14 protein-coding genes are annotated in these 17374 nt (G+C 69.6%); 5 read left to right on the forward strand and 9 right to left on the reverse strand.

Annotated features, from left to right (window positions below; all coding sequences use genetic code 11):
- Positions 1 to 30: 30 nt before the first annotated feature.
- The 3 genes from EOINJALH_RS13985 to EOINJALH_RS13995 all read right to left on the reverse strand — a co-directional run bounded on the left by EOINJALH_RS13985 (position 31) and on the right by EOINJALH_RS13995 (position 3202).
- On the reverse strand, positions 31 to 1251 hold the full coding sequence (locus tag EOINJALH_RS13985) for an acyl-CoA dehydrogenase family protein (protein ID WP_088281393.1): 1221 nt from the start codon (positions 1249 to 1251) through the stop codon (positions 31 to 33).
- A 73-nt stretch (positions 1252 to 1324) separates the two neighbouring features.
- A complete protein-coding gene (locus tag EOINJALH_RS13990; protein ID WP_088281007.1) occupies positions 1325 to 2404 on the reverse strand; it encodes a phosphotransferase family protein in 1080 nt (359 codons plus the stop codon).
- A 93-nt stretch (positions 2405 to 2497) separates the two neighbouring features.
- Complete coding sequence (locus EOINJALH_RS13995; protein WP_088281009.1) at positions 2498 to 3202, reverse strand: Crp/Fnr family transcriptional regulator; 705 nt, start codon at positions 3200 to 3202, stop codon at positions 2498 to 2500.
- A gap of 256 nt (positions 3203 to 3458) precedes the next feature.
- Between EOINJALH_RS13995 and EOINJALH_RS14000 the strand changes: the two genes are divergently transcribed.
- Positions 3459 to 5462: a hypothetical protein gene (locus EOINJALH_RS14000; protein WP_088281011.1), complete on the forward strand. Its 2004-nt coding sequence runs from the start codon at positions 3459 to 3461 to the stop codon at positions 5460 to 5462.
- A 19-nt stretch (positions 5463 to 5481) separates the two neighbouring features.
- Here the strand turns inward: EOINJALH_RS14000 and EOINJALH_RS14005 are convergent, their stop codons facing one another.
- Genes EOINJALH_RS14005 through lptF form a run of 5 tightly spaced genes read right to left on the reverse strand, consistent with a single transcriptional unit; the run spans position 5482 to position 10176 of the window.
- A complete protein-coding gene (locus EOINJALH_RS14005) occupies positions 5482 to 6648 on the reverse strand; it encodes a pyridoxal phosphate-dependent aminotransferase (protein ID WP_088281013.1) in 1167 nt (388 codons plus the stop codon).
- Between the two features lie 3 nt (positions 6649 to 6651).
- Positions 6652 to 7596 (reverse strand): CysB family HTH-type transcriptional regulator, encoded by a 945-nt coding sequence (locus tag EOINJALH_RS14010; protein ID WP_088281015.1) that lies wholly within the window; start codon positions 7594 to 7596, stop codon positions 6652 to 6654.
- On the reverse strand, positions 7593 to 7976 hold the full coding sequence (locus tag EOINJALH_RS14015; protein WP_234413837.1) for a sirohydrochlorin chelatase: 384 nt from the start codon (positions 7974 to 7976) through the stop codon (positions 7593 to 7595). Before EOINJALH_RS14015 ends, EOINJALH_RS14010 begins: the two co-directional genes overlap by 4 nt.
- A complete protein-coding gene (lptG, locus tag EOINJALH_RS14020; RefSeq protein WP_088281395.1) occupies positions 7973 to 9088 on the reverse strand; it encodes an LPS export ABC transporter permease LptG in 1116 nt (371 codons plus the stop codon). The genes EOINJALH_RS14015 and lptG overlap by 4 nt, the downstream gene beginning before the upstream one ends.
- The gene (gene lptF, locus EOINJALH_RS14025; protein WP_088281397.1) at positions 9085 to 10176 is read right to left on the reverse strand and encodes an LPS export ABC transporter permease LptF; all 1092 of its coding nucleotides are present in this window, start codon (positions 10174 to 10176) and stop codon (positions 9085 to 9087) included. Before lptF ends, lptG begins: the two co-directional genes overlap by 4 nt.
- Positions 10177 to 10203: 27 nt before the next feature.
- Between lptF and EOINJALH_RS14030 the strand changes: the two genes are divergently transcribed.
- The 3 genes from EOINJALH_RS14030 to EOINJALH_RS14040 all read left to right on the forward strand — a co-directional run bounded on the left by EOINJALH_RS14030 (position 10204) and on the right by EOINJALH_RS14040 (position 13466).
- Positions 10204 to 11667 (forward strand): leucyl aminopeptidase, encoded by a 1464-nt coding sequence (locus EOINJALH_RS14030; RefSeq protein WP_088281019.1) that lies wholly within the window; start codon positions 10204 to 10206, stop codon positions 11665 to 11667.
- Positions 11664 to 12116, forward strand: a complete 453-nt coding sequence (locus EOINJALH_RS14035) for a DNA polymerase III subunit chi (protein WP_088281021.1) — start codon at positions 11664 to 11666, stop codon at positions 12114 to 12116. Before EOINJALH_RS14030 ends, EOINJALH_RS14035 begins: the two co-directional genes overlap by 4 nt.
- Before the next feature lie 219 nt (positions 12117 to 12335).
- Entirely contained in the window at positions 12336 to 13466 is a 1131-nt protein-coding gene (locus EOINJALH_RS14040) for a branched-chain amino acid ABC transporter substrate-binding protein (RefSeq protein WP_088281023.1), read from the forward strand.
- 75 nt (positions 13467 to 13541) lie between these two features.
- Here the strand turns inward: EOINJALH_RS14040 and EOINJALH_RS14045 are convergent, their stop codons facing one another.
- A complete protein-coding gene (locus EOINJALH_RS14045) occupies positions 13542 to 15983 on the reverse strand; it encodes a glycogen/starch/alpha-glucan phosphorylase (RefSeq protein WP_234413838.1) in 2442 nt (813 codons plus the stop codon).
- Positions 15984 to 16098: 115 nt separating this feature from the next.
- Between EOINJALH_RS14045 and glgC the strand changes: the two genes are divergently transcribed.
- Positions 16099 to 17373 (forward strand): glucose-1-phosphate adenylyltransferase, encoded by a 1275-nt coding sequence (gene glgC / locus EOINJALH_RS14050; protein WP_088281027.1) that lies wholly within the window; start codon positions 16099 to 16101, stop codon positions 17371 to 17373.
- Position 17374 lies beyond the last annotated feature (1 nt).

Genomic DNA, 17374 nt, shown 5'->3' on the forward strand with positions numbered 1-17374 from the left:
AGGCGGCCCCGCCGGGCGCCGGTGCGGCGCTCAGGCGGCCGGGTACTTGCCGACCTCGAGCTTGGCGATGGCGTTGCGGTGCACCTCGTCCGGGCCATCGGCGAAGCGCAGGGTGCGCACCTGCGCATAGTAGAAGGCCAGCGGAAAGTCCTCGCTGACGCCGGCGCCGCCATGCACCTGCATGGCCCAGTCGATCACCTTGAGCGCCATGTTGGGCGCCACCACCTTGATCATCGCGATCTCGGCCTTGGCCGCCTTGTTGCCGGCGGTGTCCATCATCCACGCTGCCTTCAGCGTGAGCAGGCGGGCCTGGTCTATCAGGCAGCGCGCCTCGGCGATGCGCTCCTGGGTGACGGTCTGCTGGGCGATGGTCTTGCCGAAGGCCACCCGCTGCACGGCGCGGCGGCACATCAGTTCGAGCGCGCGCTCGGCCACGCCGATCACCCGCATGCAGTGGTGGATGCGGCCCGGCCCGAGCCGGCCCTGGGCGATCTCGAAGCCTCGGCCTTCGCCGAGCAGGATGTTCGACGCCGGCACGCGCACGTGGTCGAAATCGACCTCCATGTGGCCGTGCGGCGCGTCGTCGTAGCCGAACACCGGCAGGTGGCGTACCAGGCGCACGCCCGGCGTGTCCATCGGCACCAGGATCATCGACTGCTGCGCATGGCGCGGCGCCTGCGGGTCGGTCTTGCCCATGAAGATGAGCACCTTGCAGCGGGGGTCGCCGGCGCCGGAGGTCCACCACTTGCGACCGTTGACGACGTACTCGTCGCCCTGGCGCTCGATGCGCGCCTCGATGTTGGTGGCGTCCGACGAGGCCACCGCAGGCTCGGTCATCGCGAAGCCGCTGCGGATCTCGCCGCGCAGCAGCGGCTCGAGCCAGCGCGCCTTCTGCTCGGGGCTGCCGTAGCGCACCAGCACCTCCATGTTGCCGGTGTCGGGGGCCGAGCAGTTGAAGACCTCGCTCGACCACAGCACGCGGCCCATCAGTTCGGCCAGCGGGGCGTACTCGAGGTTGCTCAGGCCCGCACCCTGGTCGCTGTCGGGCAGGAACAGGTTCCACAGCCCGGCGGCGCGGGCCTTGGCCTTCAGCGATTCGATCAGGTCGAGCGGTGTCCAGCGCGCACCGGCCGCGGTGTGGGCGGCCAGTTCCTGGGCGAAGCGCTGCTCGTTGGGGAAGATGTGCTCGTCCATGAAGGCGCTGACGCGCGCCTGCATCTCGCGGGTGCGGGGGGAGTAGCCGAAGTCCATGGCGGTGCCTTTCAGGAAGGGGGAGGGCGCCGGTGCCTGGCCCATGGGCCGAGCGCCCGGGATCGGGCCGGTGCTAGCGGTGTTTGCGAGCGAACTGCCAGGCCATCTCGGCCAGGGCCCGGGTGGCGGCGCCGGTGGCGCGCGCCTGCTCGCTGGCAGCGGTGCCGTCGACCACGCGCTTGGCGATGCCCTGGGTGATGGCGCCCAGGCGGAACAGGTTGTAGGCGAGGTAGAAGTCCCAGTCGGCGAGCAGAGCCTCGGGGTCGTCGCGCCCGGTGCGCCGGCAGTACAGCGCGATGTAGTCGCGTTCGCTCGGGATGCCCAGCAGCGGCAGGTCGAGCCCGCCGATGCCGCGGAAGGTGCCCGGCGGGATGTGCCATGACATCGCGTGGTAGCTGAAATCGGCCAGCGGGTGGCCGATGGTGGACAGTTCCCAGTCGAGCACCGCGATGATGCGCGGCTCGGTGGGGTGAAAGATCAGGTTGTCGAGCCGGTAGTCGCCGTGAACGATGGTCACCTGGCTTTCGTCCAGCGCGCTGGGCGGCAGGTGGGCGGGCAGCCACTCGATCATGCGGTCCATCTCGGCGATGGGCTCGGTGACCGAGGCCAGGTACTGCTTCGACCAGCGTGAGATCTGCCGCGAGAAGTAGTTGCCCGGCCGGCCGAAATCCTCGAGGCCGACGGCGCGCACGTCCACGCTGTGCAGGGCCGCGATGACGCGGTTCATCTCGTCGTAGATGGCGCCACGGCCGTCGGGCTCGAGGCCCGGCAGCGACTGCTCCCACAGCACCCGGCCGGCCACGAACTCCATGATGTAGAACGCGCGGCCAATGATCGACTCGTCGTCGCACAGCAGGTGCATGGTGGCCACCGGCACGGGCGTCAGCGCCAGGGCGCTCATGACGCGGAACTCGCGCTCGATGGCATGCGCCGACGGCAGCAGCCTGGCCACCGGACCGGGCTTGGTGCGCATGACGTAGCACTTGCCCGGCGTGGTGAGCTTGTAGGTGGGGTTGGACTGGCCGCCCTTGAACTGCTCGATGCCGAGCGGGCCGCGGAAATCGGGCAGGCGCGGCGCCAGCCAGGCCTCGAGGGCGGCCACGTCGAACGCGTGCTGCGTCGACATCGCCTGCGTGCCGGTGAACTGGTCCATGGCGGGTTCAGGTCCTGGGGAAACGGCCCGGGTGGGCGGGAACACGCCGACGGCTCGGCCGTGTGTCGTCTGGCGCCGGGTTCGGCGCTCGGTTCAACGTTCCGCGATGGCCAGCAGGCGCTCGCGTGACAGCACCACCAGGCGCGTGGGCTCGACGCGCACCGCCCCTTCGCGCTCGAAGCCCTTCAGTTCCTGGTTGACGCGCTGGCGCGAGGCGCCCAGCAGCTGCGCCAGGTCTTCCTGGGCCAGCTGCAGCCCGATGCGGATCTCTTCGCCCTGCATCACGCCGTAGCTCTTGGCCAGCAGCAGGATCTGCTTGGCCAGCCGGGCGGCCAGCGGCCGGGTGTTGAGATCCTCGAACTGGTTGAACATCAGCCGCAGGCGGCGGCAGTTCAGGCGCAGCAGGGCCTCGTAGAGCTCGGTGTGCTGGGCCAGCAGTTCCTTGAAGTCGGACTTGCGCACGCAGATCAGGGTGGTCTCGCCGTGCGCATCGGCGTCGTGCGTGCGCGGCAGGCCGTCGAACAGGGCGATGTCGCCGAACCAGGTGCCGGGCTCGCAGTAGGTCAGCGTGACCTGCTTGCCCGACAGCGATACCAGCGACACCCGCACCGCGCCACGGGCCACGCCGCACCACTCTTCGGCCGGCATGCCCCGCGAGGCGAGGGGTGCGCCATCGGCCAGCCGGCGCACATGCGAGCGGGCCAGGATGGCTTGGCGAAGCGACAGGGACAGCTTGGAGAACCACGCCCCGGACTCGATGTTCTGACGTTCTTCGATTGTAAGAAGGGGGGTGTTCATGCCTTGTCCCGGCAGCGACAAAGGGTGCGCCTGCGCCGGCTCATTTTCCACCACCGTGCACCGCCGGTGTGCGGCCTCTTGCGAAGCCATCGCAGCGCTGCGGGTCCGCGTTGCCCAGGGCTGCCGGGGTGCCGCGCAAAGTTGCCGGAAAAGCGTGGCGATCCTGACCCTGATCCCCCCTGCGCGCGAGGGGCTGCGTGCTAGAGTGAATCGGCCCCTTGTCAACCCCTTTCACCTGTCGATACGCCTGCCCAGAATGCGCACCTTTTTCGTGGCCACGGCGCTTTCGCTGGCATCGGTCGTGGTGGCCCCAGCCGCCCTGGCCGCAGGCTTCGGGCAGGGGCCCGGCAGCGTGCCGATGGGTTCGCCCCTGGTGGTGGCCTTGCCGGTGCTGCTGGACGAGGGCGATGTGCTCGAACCCGAATGCGTGTCCGCCGAGGTGAGCATCGGTGACCGGCGGGTGCCGCCCTTCAACGTGCGCTGGGTGCTCGAACCCGGCGCCGGGCCGCGCGATCGCGTGGTGCGTGTGGGCACGCTCGTCAATGTCGATGAGCCCCTGGTGACGGTGCAGCTCAATGTCGGCTGTGCCAACCGCATCTCGCGCCGCTTCACGGTGTTCGCCGATCCTCCGGCGGTGGCGGCCGCGCCGCCTGCGCTGGCCGATGTCCAGCAGGTCGCCGGGCTGGCCACCGAGTCCACCCGCCCGACCGCGCAGGCAGCGGCCGGACCCGGCCAGCGGTTGCCAATGCCTTCGCCGCGCGTCAAGGCGCTGGCGGCGACCGGTGTCGACGGCACCTCGTCGGCCGAGGCCACCAGCCCGGCCGAGGCCAAGCCTGCCAGGCCGGCCAAGGCCGCCAAGGCGCCGCGCACGGCCACCGCCCCGCGGGCTGCGGTGGCCAAGGCCGACGCCGGGCCCTCGGCCCGCACGGCGGCCCGTGCCGTCGCGCCGCGCTCGCGCCTGACCCTGGAAGCGGCCGAGCCGCCACTGCCCGACGAGACCTCGGCGGCCATTGCCGAGGCGGCCAGCGCGGTGACGGCTGCGATGCAGACCGTGACATCGGTGCAGGCCGCGGCCTCCGCTGCCAATGCACGTGCCCGGTCGCTGGAGGCCCAGGTCGAGAAGCTGCTGGCCGATGGAAAGCAGATGCAGGCCGAGAACCAGCAACTGCGTCGCCGTCTCGCGTCGACGGATTCCGGGTCCGGTTGGGTGCCCTGGTTGCTTGGCGTGATCGCGCTGCTGGCTGCTGCGTCGGTGTGGTTGGGCCTTCGCCTGCGCCGGTTGCGGCGGCTCGCGCATGCGCAGTGGTGGAAGGCGGCTCAGGCCGCCGAAGCCCAGCCTGAAGTCGAGGCCAACCCCGCGGCTGTGGCGCGGCCTGCCGCTGCGCTGCCGCAGAAAGCGGCGACGCCGGCCCCGGCCCCGCCGGCCTGGTCCGCAGCACCACCGGCCAGAGCGCCCGAACCGGTGAGTGCGTCGATCCCGACGACCATGATCGTGGAGCCGGGCTGGACCACCCAGACACCGCCGCGGGCGGTCACCGTCGAGGAACTGATCGACCTCGAGCAGCAGGCCGAATTCTTCGTCGTGCTGGGGCAGGACGATGCCGCCATCGATCTGTTGGTCGGCCACATCCGCAGCACCGGCGGGATCAGCCCCTTGCCCTACCTGAAGCTGCTCGAGATCTACCGCCGTCGCGGCGAGACCGACAGCTACGAGCGCACCCGCGCGCGCTTCAACCAGCGCTTCAATGCCTACGCGCCCGATTGGGACGCCGACCTTCAGCACGGCCGGCTGCTCGAGGACTATCCCGAGGTGATCGCCTCGATGCAGCGCGCGTGGTCGAACCCGACCGTGGCCATGGCCACGCTGGAGGACCTGCTGTTCCGCAAGGACGGCGGGCAGATGTTCGACCTGCCGGCTTACCGCGAGGTGCTGCTGCTGTATTCGCTGGCCCGTGATCTGCTGGACCATGGCGGCGCGGCACCGGCGTCGATCGACCTGCTGCTGCCCATCGAGGCGGCCGTGCAGCGTGCGGCGCGCCTGCCGCGGCGCCCCGACGAGACGCTGCCGGTGCAGCCCCAGGTGTCGTTCGACCGCACCGCGACGCCGCCGGCACTCGACCTCGACCTCAGCCTGTTCGCAGAGTTCGACACCGAGGTCACCCAGCCGGGCGCATTCACCGAACTGGAGCGCGGCATGGACAGCCGCCTGGCCGACCTGCCCACCGTCGACCAGGCGCCGGCACGCCGCGCGCGGTCCTGAGGCGCAGGCCTGCGGGCGGTCAGAGGCGCGCCAGCCGTTCCAGCGCCAGGGCCAGCGTCTCGTCCTTCTTGGCGAAGCAGAACCGGGCCAGGCCCTGGTTGCGGCGGTCGTCGTAGAAGGCCGACAGCGGGATCGCGGCCACGCCCACCTCGGCGGTGAGCCAGCGGCAGAAGTCTTCCTCGGGCAGCGCGCTGATAGCGCTGTAGTCGACGCACTGGAAGTAGCTGCCCTCGCTGGGCAACAGCCGGAAGCGGGTGCCGGCCAGGCCGGCCCTGAACAGGTCGCGCTTGCGCTGGTAGAACGCCGGCAGTTCGAGGTAGGGCGCGGGGTCGGCCATGTAGCGTGCCAGGCCATGCTGCATCGGCGTGTTGACCGTGAAGACGTTGAACTGGTGCACCTTGCGGAACTCGGCCATCAGCGGCTCGGGCGCCACCACGGTGCCGACCTTCCATCCGGTGACGTGGTAGGTCTTGCCGAAGCTCGACACCACGAAGGCACGCGCCGACAACTCGGCGTGCGCGGCGGCACTGGCGTGTCGCTCGCCGTCGAACACCATGTGCTCGTACACCTCGTCCGAGATCAGCAGGATGTCGGTGGGGCGCAGCAACTCGGCCAGCCTGTCCAGGTCGGCCGCACGCCAGATCGTGGCGCTGGGGTTGTGCGGCGAGTTGACGATGATCGCGCGCGTGCGCGGCCCGATGGCGGCTTCGATGGCGGCGAAGTCCGGGCGGAAGGTGCCGGCCTGCAGGGCCACGCGCACCACCGTGCCGCCGGCCAGTTCGATGTTGGGCACGTAGCTGTCGTAGCAGGGTTCGAGCACGATCACCTCGTCGCCCGGCGAGACGATGGCAAGCACGGCCGTGAGGATGCCCTGGGTGGCGCCGGCGGTGATGGTGATCTCGGTGGCAGGGTCGTAGCGCCGCCCGTACAGCGTGGCGATCTTGTCGCTCACGGCCTGCCGCAGCACCGGCACCCCGGCCATCGGCGGGTACTGGTTCAGGCCTTCGCGCATGGCCTGCGTGACATGGTCGATGAGGCGTGGATCGCCCTCGAAATCGGGGAAGCCCTGGCCCAGGTTGACGGCAGCGTGCTCGGTGGCGAGCGCGGACATCACCGTGAAGATGGTCGTGCCGACGTTGGGCAGCCGGCTGGGCGGGACGGGCGTGCGGGCGGGGGAAGTGGTCATCGCTCAAAGGTCGAAGGCATCGGGCTCGCCGGACATGGCGCGCTCGATGAGGGGTCGGGACAGGCGGTCGGACAGCATCTCGGCAAACGCATAGACGAACTGCCGCAGGTAGGCGCCGCGCTTGAAGGCCACGCGGGCGGTGTTGAAGCCGAACAGGTGGCCGACCGGGCGCGACACCAGGTCGCCGTCGAGCGGGTCGTCGCGCACGGCCATCTCGGCCACGATGCCCACGCCCATGCCCACCCGCACATAGGTCTTGATGACATCGGCGTCGATGGCTTCCAGTGCGAAGGTGGGGCTGAGCCGCGCACGCGCGAAGGCCTCGTCGACCCGCGAGCGTCCGCTGAAGGTGGGGTGGTAGGTGACCAGCGGCTCGGCGGCCAGTTGCTCGAGCGTCGGCCGCTCGACCGCCGCGAGAGGGTGCCCGGCCGGAACGACGATGGCGTGCTGCCACTGGTAGCAGGGCATGGACACCAGACCCTCGGCATCGGTGAGCACCTCGGTGGCCACGCCGATCTCGGCCACGTCGTCCAGCAGCATGCGCGCCACATCGCGCGGTGTGCCCTGGTGCAGCACCACCTGCACCCGCGGGAAGCGCCGGCGCAGCGCCGCCACGGCCTGCGGCATGAAATAGCGCGCCTGCGAATGCGTGGTGGCGATGGACAGCGTGCCGGCGTCCTGCTTCGAATACTCTTCCCCGATGCGCTTGAGGTTGGCCACCTCGCGCATGATGATCTCCACCGACTTCAGCACCTGCAGACCGGGCTCGGTGATGCGGCGGATGCGCTTGCCGTGGCGCACGAAGATGTCGACGCCGAGCTCTTCCTCGAACTCGAGGATGGCCTTGCTGATGCCCGGCTGCGAGGTGTGCAGCGCCTTGGCCGTCTCGGTGAGGTTGAGATCGCGCCGCGCGGCCTCCTGCAGGAAGCGGAACTGGTGCAGGTTCATGGCGGCGCGCCGGCCGATAGGGCCACCTGCGCCATGGCCTCGACCACCGCCGCGGCCTCGCCGATGGTGGGTTGCAGCCGCCAGGCCACGTCCGGGTGGCGTTCGGTCAGTTCGGCCAGCAGGCGCGGGATGTCCTTGCGCACGTGGCCGCCGGCCCCGAGAAACAACGGCACCACGTTCACCTGGCGACAGCCGCGCGCGGCCAGCGCCTCGCCCGCCTCGACCAACCCGGGGGTCATGAACTCGAGAAAGGCCAGCACCACCGGGCAGTCCGGTTGCTGCTCGGCGCAGCGGCGCGCCACGGCCTCGAAGGGCAGGGCCCACGCGGGGTCGCGCGCGCCATGGGCAAAGAGCAGCAGTCCACGGGGGGAATCGTTCACCGGTACCTCACGAGCCACGCAAAGGCGGCCATCGACAGCAGCAGGTACAGCGCGCTGGGAGCCGCTGCCACCACCCACGGCGTCCATTGCTGCAACAGGCCCAGGTGGCCCGAGACGTTGTTGAGCAGCACGAAGCTGATGCCCAGCATGATGCCGCCGAACACCTTGAAGCTGACGCCGCCAGCGCGGGCGTGCAGATAGGCGAAGGGCAGGGCGAGCGCCACCATCACCACGCAGGCCAATGGGTACAGCGCCTTCTTCCAGAACTGGATCTCGTGGCGCTGCGCGGCCTGGTCCTGGTGGGTCAGGTGGGTGCTGTAGCGCCACAGCTCGAGCGTCGACATGGTCTGCACCGGCAGCAGTGCGGCGGCCACCACGCCGGCGTCGAGCGAACTGGGCCAGTCGAGCGTGGCCAGGGTCTGGGCCTGCAGGCTGGCAGACTGCCCGGCCGTGTCGGGCGTGGGCCAGTCGGTGCGCTGCACCTGGCGCAGGTGCCACTGGCCATCGGCTCCGACCAGGCCTGCGCCGGCTTCCATGCGGGTGCGCAGCCGACCATCGCGGTCGAACTCGTAGATGCGGATGCCCCGCAGCTCACCGCCCGGCGCCGTGGCGGCCACGTTGACCGAGATGCTGCGTTCGTCCGGCGTGCCCTGCAGGCGCCGCTCCTTCAGCCACGCGCCGCTGTGGCCAAGCGACAGCCCGCGCGCGCCGGCCTTCAGCAGCACGGCCTCGCGCTCGGTCCAGGGCACCACATGGTCGCCCACGATGAACGTCAGCACCGCGAAGGCCAGCCCCGGCAGCGCCAGCAGCCACAGCGCGCGGGCCGGCCCCAGCCCACCGGTGCGCAGGATGGTGAACTCGGACGACTGCGCCAGGCGGGCCATCGAGTAGATGGTGCCGATGAGCACCGCGATCGGGAACAGCTCGTAGAAGTGCCCGGGCAGCTCGAGCAGCGACTTGGCCACGGCGTGCCACAGCGTGTAGCCGTCCCGGCCGACCTGCTCGATCTCGTCGACGAAGTCGATGAAGAAGAACAGCGACAGGAACGCGACGGCCACGAAGGCCACCGACCAGACGATGTCGCGGTACAGCAGGCGGCGGACGGTTTTCATGCAGTCGCCCTCTTCGGCCACCAGCGCACCACCGTGGCATGGTCGCGCCACCACAGCAGCCCCATGGCCAGCAGGAAGGCGCTGCCGTGCAGGGTCAACATGGCCGGCCCCAGCCCGAAGCGGCCGCCGCCCACCCACGCCTGCGAGAGGTTGATGAGGTTGAAGTACACGATGAATCCGAGCAGCGCGAAGAGCAGGTTCCAGTTGCTGGCGCGGCGCGGGTTGGTGGCGGCCAGCCCCACGCCCAGCAGCATCAGGTTGGCGGCGGCCAGCAGCAGTCCGAAGCGCCAGGCCAGTTCGCCCTGGTTGCGGACATCGGGGTTGCGCATCAGGTCGATGGTGCGCATGGCGCGCGGCAGCACGGCCTCGGCGCTGCGCGCGGTGCGTTCATCGACGACCACACGGTAGTCGTCGAAGCTGGCCAGGCTGCGGCGCCCGGTGGCCAGTTCGGTCTCGTTGCGCTGGCCGTGCTCGAGCACCAGCACGCGGTCGGCGTCGATGGTCTCGAGGCGGCCGCTGCGCGCCGAGGTCACCGACTCGGCGGTCGGTTGCCGTGACAGGATGAACACGTTGTGCCCGTCCACACCCTCGCGGCTGGCGCGGTCGACGAAGAACACACGGCTGCCGTCGCGCGAGGTCTGGAACACGCCTGGGGCCACGCGCGACAGGTCGGAGCGTTGCTCGTAACGCTGGCGCAGCTCGGCGCTGCTGCGGTTGCCCCAGGGCCAGACGAAGAGCGCCAGCAGGCCCACCACCAGCAGCACCGGCCAGGCCATGCGCAGCACCGGCCGAACGAAGCGCGACAGGCCGACCCCGCAGGTGAACCAGATGGCCATCTCGCTGTCGCGGTACATGCGGCCCAGCGTCACCACCACGGCGATGAACAGCGACAGCGACAGCATCGTCGGCAGGTGGCCGAGTGCGAAGTAGCCGAGCAGCAGCACCACGTCCTCGGGCGCGATCCTGCCGCCCGCCGCCTGGCCGAGCGTGCGGATCAGCATCATCGTGATGACGATGGTGAGGATGACCACCAGGGTGGCCCCGAAGCTCCTGGCCAGCTCTCGACGCACAGTCGAATCGAATAACATCATTCCATCTCTTGAATCGGGCGAATTATGGACTTCCGCACCCAAGTGGCCGCCGCCGGCGCCACCAGCCAGTTGGCCGTCGATGCCTTGTTGCTGCTGATCGCGGCCGACACGGTACCGGCCGGGCTCGACGACGCCATCGCGGCGGCGGTGTCCGACGCGGTGCGCGACGGTGATCTCGTGCTGAAGGCCGGCAAGACGCTCTACCTGCATCGCCTGCCCGGGCTGAAGTCATCGCGCCTGGCCGTGGCGGTGGCCGGCAAGGACACCCCCAAGGCCGTCAAGGCCGCCGCGGCCGCCGGGCTGGCGCTGCTGAAGGCCCAGGGCATCAAGCATGTTGGCGTGCAGATCGCCGGCGTCGAGGCGCTGCAGGCCGGCCATGCCGAGGCCGTGGCCGCGGCCGTGGGCGACGCGGCCTACCTGTACCGCACCACCAAGCCCAGCGCGCCGGCGGCGCCGGCGCTGTCGCGCATCACCGTGCTGGCCCGCGACAAGGCCGAGGCCGAGCGCCTGGCCGGCGGCCTGTCGTGCGGAGCGGCCATCGCCAAGGGCGTGACGCTGGCCCGCGAACTGGCCAACCGGCCCGGCAACCACTGCACGCCCAGCGACCTGGCGGCCGAGGCGCGGCGCCTGGGCAAGCAGTACAAGCTGAAGGTCGACGTGCTCGACCGCAAGGCGATCGAGGCGCTGGGCATGGGCTCGTTCCTGGCCGTGGCGCAGGGGTCGGACCAGCCCCCGCGCTTCATCGTCGTGCATTACAACGGCGCGGCCAAGAAGCAGGCGCCGGTGGTGCTGGTCGGCAAGGGCATCACCTTCGACACCGGCGGCATCTCGCTCAAGCCCGGCGAGGGCATGGACGAGATGAAGTTCGACATGGGCGGCGCAGCCAGCGTGCTGGGCACGCTGTGCGCCGTGGCCGAACTGGGCGCCAAGGTCAACCTGATCGGCGTCATCGCGGCCAGCGAGAACATGCCCGGCGGCAAGGCGGTGAAGCCGGGCGACGTGGTCACCAGCATGTCGGGCCAGACCATCGAGATCCTCAACACCGACGCCGAAGGGCGCCTGGTGCTGTGCGATGCGCTCACCTACACAGAGCGCTTCAAGCCGGCGGTGGTGGTGGACATCGCCACGCTCACCGGCGCCTGCGTCATCGCGCTCGGGGCGGTGCGCTCCGGGCTGTTCAGCCCCGACGACGGCCTGGCCGGCGAACTGTTGGCCGCCGGCGATGCCGCGCTCGACCCGTGCTGGCGCATGCCGGTCGACGAGGAGTACGACGAGGCGCTGAAAAGCAACTTCGCCGACATGGGCAACATCGGCGGCCGCCCGGGCGGCTCGATCACCGCGGCCATGTTCCTGAAGCGCTTCACCGGCAAGCTGCGCTGGGCGCACCTCGACATTGCCGGCACCGCCTGGAAGTCGGGCGCGGCCAAGGGCGCCACCGGCCGGCCGGTGGGCCTGCTCACGCACTACGTGCTGTCGCAGGGGCAATGACCGACGTCGCCTTCCACACCGGCATCCCGGACAAGCCGCTCTACACCTGTCGCCTGTTGCGCAAGGCGTGGCGCAGCGGTGCGAGGCTGGTGGTGGTGGGCACACCCGAGGCGTTGTCGCGGCTCGATCAGGCGCTGTGGGTCTTCGAGCAGGAAGAGTTCGTGCCGCACTTGCGGATGCGGCACGGCGAGCTGCCGACGGCCGAGATGCGGCGCACGCCGATCTGGCTGGCGGATTCGGCCGAGGTGCCGGCCGATGCGGGGGTGCTGGTCAACCTGGGGCCCGACTTCGTCGAGGCCTTCGAGCGCTTCGAGCGCGTCATCGAGGTGGTGGCCGCGGACGAGCAAGAGGCCCTGGCGGCACGCCAGCGCTGGCGTCGTTATTCGGCCTGCGGGTCGACGCCCTCGAACATGCCTTACCGCCAGGAAGCCGGTGGCCGGGCGGGCTGAGCGCCTGGGCGCCGGGCAATGCCGGCCGCATCGTGTCGGCGGCGCAGGAAGTCGGCGCGTTGTGTCCCCGGTGCCCAGGAGGGCCTCTTGCCCACGCGGCGAGAGAATTCCCCATGTGGGGCGCCGCGCAACTAGGGTATTGTTGCGGCCGTTGAGAAACACCACAGCGCTAGCATTGGGCATCGCGCGCGCTCAACTCACTCATCCGGAGGTTACTGCATGCAATTCAAGCTCAATCTGATCGTCGGCGCCGCCGTCGCGCTCGTCGCTGGCACCAGCATGGCGCAGGACATGGTCGTCAAGATCGGCCACGTCGGCCCGGTCTCTGGCGCCCAGGCCCACTATGGCAAGGACAACGAGAATGGCGCCCGGATGGCCATCGAGGATCTGAACGCCAAGGGCGTGACGATCGGCGGCAAGAAGGTCAAGCTCGAAATGGTGGCCGAAGACGACGCCGCCGACCCGAAGCAGGGCACCGCGGCCGCCCAGAAGCTGTGCGACGCCAAGGTCAATGGCGTGGTCGGCCACCTGAACTCGGGCACCACGATCCCGGCGTCCACGGTGTACAACCAATGTGGCATCCCCCACATCACGCCGTCGGCGACCAACCCCAAGCTGACGCAGCAGGGCTACAAGACGACCTTCCGCATGCTGGCCAACGACAACGCCCTGGGCGCCGGCCTGGCGCTGCACGCGGCCAACAACCTGAAGCTGAAGAAGGTTGCGATCATCGATGACCGCACCGCCTACGGCCAGGGCGTGGCCGAGGTCTTCAAGAAGACCGCTCAGCAGCGTGGCATCCAGATCGTCGACGAGCAGTACACCACCGACAAGGCCACCGACTTCATGGCCATCCTGACGGCCATCAAGTCCAAGGCGCCGGACGGTGTGTTCTACGGTGGCATGGACCCGCAGGCCGGCCCGATGCTGCGCCAGATGGAACAGCTCGGCCTGAGCAATGTCAAGTTCTTCGGCGGCGACGGCATCTGCACTGCCAAGCTGGCCGAACTGTCCGGTGGCGCCAAGACCCTGGCCAACGTGACCTGCGCCGAAGGCGGCGCCTCGCTCGACAAGATGCCTGGCGGCAAGGTCTGGAAGGACCGCTACGACAAGAAGTACCCGAACCAGTTCCAGGTGTACTCGCCCTACACCTACGACGCGGTGCACGTGCTCGTCGACGCCATGGTGCGCGCCGGCTCGGCCGACCCGAAGGTCTACACGGCCAAGCTGTTCGAAAGCAACTTCCAGGGCGTCACCGCCAAGGTCGGCTTCGAGCCCGATGGCGAGCTGAAGAACCCGGCCATGACCCTGTACTCGTACAAGGACGGCAAGAAGGTCCCGCTGAACTGATCGGCCTGAACGCCCGTCTCAGCCAAAGGGCGCCGCAAGGCGCCCTTTTTCTTGGCTGCGTGTCCGCCGGGAGGGTCAGCGCCGACCTTCGAGGTGCCACACCTCGCGGGCGTACTCGCCGATGCTGCGATCGGCCGAGAAGGCCCCCATGCCGGCGACGTTGAGGATGGCCTTGCGGGCCCAGGCCTGAGGATCGCGCCACAGGTCGTCGACCCGCGACTGCGCGGCCGCATAGGCCTCGAAGTCGGCCAGCAGCAGGTAATGGTCGCCGCCCCACAGCAGCGAATCGACCAGGCCGCGATGGCGGGCCGGCTCGTCGGGCGAGAAGGCCCCGGAGGCGATGGCCTCGAGCACGCCGCGCACGCGCGGGTTGGCCTCGACCAGGCGCAGCGGCTGGTAGCCCGCCGCGCGGGTGGCTGCCACCTCGGGGGTGCGCAGCCCGAAGATGAAGATGTTGTCGTCGCCGACGTGTTGGCGGATCTCGATGTTGGCGCCGTCGTCGGTGCCGATGGTCAACGCGCCGTTGAGCGCCAGCTTCATGTTGCCAGTGCCCGAGGCCTCGGTGCCGGCCGTGGAGATCTGCTCGGACAGGTCGGCCGCGGGCATGATGGCCTCGGCCAGCGACACGCTGTAGTTGGGCAGGAACACCACCTTCAGCCGGTCGCGCACGCGCACGTCGTGGTTGACCACTTGGCCCACGTCATGGATCAGGCGGATCACCTGCTTGGCGGTGTGGTAGCTGGACGCCGCCTTGCCGGCGAAGATCACCGTCCGAGGCACCCAGTCGGCATCGGGCTCGGCCAGGATGGCGCGGTAGCGGGCCACGGTGTGCAGCACGTTGAGCAACTGGCGCTTGTACTCGTGGATGCGCTTGACCTGCACGTCGAACAGCGACGCGGGGTCGACCGCGACATGGCACAGCGTGTCGATGGTGCGCGCCAGGTGCCGCTTGTTGGCCCGCTTGACCTCCAGGAAACGTTGTCGGAAGTCGGCGTCCTCGGCCCACGGTGCCAGCGCGTCCAACTTGGCCAGGTCGCGCCGCCAGCCGGTGCCGATGGCGTCGTCCAGCAGCGTCGACAGTCCGGGGTTGGCCTGCATCAGCCAGCGGCGCGGCGTGACGCCGTTGGTGACGTTGATGAACCGGTCGGGCCACAGCCGGGCGAAGTCGGCAAACACCGTGCGCACCAGCAGGTCGGAGTGCAGCGCCGAGACGCCATTGACCTTGTGGCTGCCGACGATGCACAGGTGCGCCATGCGCACACGCCGCTCGCCGCTCTCGTCGATCAGCGACAGGCGGCGCTGCACGTCGCCGTCGCCGGGCCAGGTTGCTTCCACCAGCACCAGGAAGTCGTGGTTGATGCGGAAGATGATCTCGAGATGCCGTGGCAGCACGTGCTGCATCAGCGCCACCGGCCAGGTTTCCAGCGCCTCGGGCATCAGCGTGTGGTTGGTGTAGCTGAAGACTCGCCGCGTGGTGGCCCAGGCGTCGGCCCAGGCCACGCCGTGCTCGTCGACGAGCAGGCGCATGAGCTCGGCCACGCCGATGGCCGGGTGCGTGTCGTTCAGGTGGATGGCCACCTGGTCGGCCAGGTTGTCGAAGCGTCCGTGCTCCAGCCAGTGGCGGGCCAGGATGTCCTGCAGCGACGCGCTGGTGAAGAAGTACTCCTGACGCAGCCGCAGTTCTCGTCCGGCCGGAGTGCTGTCGTTGGGGTACAGCACCCACGAGATGTTCTCGAACTGGTTCTTGAACTCGGCGGCGCGGGCGTAGTCGCCGCTGTTGAAGGCCGTGAGGTCGATCTGCGCGGGCGCGGCCGCCTTCCACAGGCGCAGCGTGGACACGCGCTCGGTGCCATGCCCCGGCACCACGTGGTCGAAGGCCTTGGCGTCGACCTCCGCGGCGTGGCGCCACAGCGGCGGCGCGCCCGGCGACTCGGAGTGCTCGACCCAGCCGCCGAACCGCACCGGGTGGTGCACGCCGATGCGCGGGAACTCCCAAGGCGTGCCGTCGGCCAGCCAGGGGTCGGGCCGCTCGACCTGTCGACCGGCCTGGATGCCCTGCGCGAACATGCCGAACTCGTAGCGGATGCCGTAGCCATAACTCGGCAGGCCCAGCGTGGCCATGCCGTCCAGGAAGCAGGCGGCCAGGCGGCCGAGACCGCCGTTGCCGAGGCCTGCATCGGGCTCGGTCGATTCGATGTCCTCCAGCGTGCGCGCGTGCTCGGCGGCGCTGGTGGCGGCCTCGCCCTGCAAGCCCAGGGCCTGCAGGCCGTTGCCCAGGCTGCGGCCGATCAGGAACTCCATCGACAGGTAGTAGACGCGCCGAACGCGGTCGCGCCGGTCGGCCGCCTCGCCAGCCACCCAGCGCCGCGACAGCTCGGCCCGCACGGCCTGCGCGAAGGCGGCCATCAGCTCGGGGGGACCGGCCTCGCCGGGAGCCACGCCGACGGTGTGCAGCAGGTGGTGCTCGATGGCCTTGGCCAGAGCGGCGGGCAGGGTGGGGCTGGGTTGATGGGTCACAGGCGTGGTGGCGTCAAAGGAAAGCGAATTATCGGCACGAGCCCGAACATGTGAAGGCGCGTCGTGGCACCATGGTGGACATGCGGCCATCGTGCCGGCGCACGAAGCAACAACCATGCAACCCAAGGAACTCGCCTCCAGCCTCGACCTTCCGCGTCGCACCGTGGCGCTCGTGCTTGCGGGCGGCCGCGGCAGCCGCCTCAAGCAGATGACCGATCGACGGGCCAAGCCGGCCGTGTACTTCGGCGGCAAGTTCAGGATCGTCGATTTCGCCCTGTCCAACTGCCTGAACTCGGGCATCCGGCGCATCGGCGTCATCACCCAGTACAAGAGCCACAGCCTGTTGCGCCACATGCAGCGCGGCTGGGCCTTCCTCAACTCGGAGATGAACGAATTCGTCGACCTGATGCCGGCCCAGCAGCGGGTGGACGAGGAGTCGTGGTATCGCGGCACCGCCGATGCGGTGTACCAGAACCAGGACATCCTGGCCTCGTACCGTGCCGACTACATCGTCGTGCTGGCCGGCGACCACATCTACAAGATGAACTACGCCATCATGCTCGCCGATCACGTCGAGCAGGGGCGCGACTGCACGGTGGCCTGCATCGAAGTGCCGCGCAGCGAGGCCCATGCCTTCGGCGTGATGGCCATCGACGAACAACGCCGCATCGTCGACTTCGTCGAGAAGCCGGCCGACCCCCCGTCGGTGCCCGGCAAGCCCGATCGATCGCTGGCGAGCATGGGCATCTACATCTTCAATGCCCGCTACCTGTACCGCGAACTCGAGCGCGACATGGCCAACCCGACCTCCAGCCACGACTTCGGCAAGGACATCATCCCGGCCGCGGTGCGTGCAGGCCAGGCGGTGGCGCACCCGTTCGAGATGAGTTGCGTCGGTGCCAAAGTCGGCGCGCACCCCTATTGGCGCGACGTGGGCACGATCGATGCCTACTGGGATGCCAACATCGACCTCACCGCCACCGACCCGGAACTGAACCTCTACGACACGCGCTGGCCGATCTGGACCTACCAACCCCAGTTGCCGCCGGCCAAGTTCGTGCACAACCAGGACGACCGCCGTGGCATGGCCATCGAGTCGCTGGTGTCCGGCGGCTGCATCGTCTCGGGCCAGGTGTTCCGCTCGGTACTGTTCTCCAGCGTGCGGGTGCATTCGCACGCCATCGTGGCCTGGTCGCTGCTGCTGCCGGGGGTGCAGGTGGGGCGCGGCGCGCGCCTGAACCGAACCATCGTCGACCGAGGTTGCATCATTCCCGAAGGCATGGTCATTGGCGAGGACGCCGCGGCCGACGCAAGGCGTTTCCAGCGCAGCGAGCAGGGCGTCACGCTGGTGACCAGCCAGATGCTCGATGCACTGATTTCGGGCTTGTGAG

Origin of the sequence: Ideonella sp. A 288 (genome assembly GCF_002198735.1) — a bacterium.
Lineage (GTDB): Bacteria > Pseudomonadota > Gammaproteobacteria > Burkholderiales > Burkholderiaceae_C > Pseudaquabacterium.

Coding starts and splice junctions, on each gene's coding strand:
- EOINJALH_RS13985 (WP_088281393.1), bottom strand. CDS start 1,251: ATGGACTTCGGCTACTCCCCCCGCACCCGCGAGATGCAGGCGCGCGTC.
- EOINJALH_RS13990 (WP_088281007.1), bottom strand. CDS start 2,404: ATGGACCAGTTCACCGGCACGCAGGCGATGTCGACGCAGCACGCGTTC.
- EOINJALH_RS13995 (WP_088281009.1), bottom strand. CDS start 3,202: ATGAACACCCCCCTTCTTACAATCGAAGAACGTCAGAACATCGAGTCC.
- EOINJALH_RS14000 (WP_088281011.1), top strand. CDS start 3,459: ATGCGCACCTTTTTCGTGGCCACGGCGCTTTCGCTGGCATCGGTCGTG.
- EOINJALH_RS14005 (WP_088281013.1), bottom strand. CDS start 6,648: ATGACCACTTCCCCCGCCCGCACGCCCGTCCCGCCCAGCCGGCTGCCC.
- EOINJALH_RS14010 (WP_088281015.1), bottom strand. CDS start 7,596: ATGAACCTGCACCAGTTCCGCTTCCTGCAGGAGGCCGCGCGGCGCGAT.
- lptG (WP_088281395.1), bottom strand. CDS start 9,088: ATGAAAACCGTCCGCCGCCTGCTGTACCGCGACATCGTCTGGTCGGTG.
- lptF (WP_088281397.1), bottom strand. CDS start 10,176: ATGTTATTCGATTCGACTGTGCGTCGAGAGCTGGCCAGGAGCTTCGGG.
- EOINJALH_RS14030 (WP_088281019.1), top strand. CDS start 10,204: ATGGACTTCCGCACCCAAGTGGCCGCCGCCGGCGCCACCAGCCAGTTG.
- EOINJALH_RS14035 (WP_088281021.1), top strand. CDS start 11,664: ATGACCGACGTCGCCTTCCACACCGGCATCCCGGACAAGCCGCTCTAC.
- EOINJALH_RS14040 (WP_088281023.1), top strand. CDS start 12,336: ATGCAATTCAAGCTCAATCTGATCGTCGGCGCCGCCGTCGCGCTCGTC.
- glgC (WP_088281027.1), top strand. CDS start 16,099: ATGCAACCCAAGGAACTCGCCTCCAGCCTCGACCTTCCGCGTCGCACC.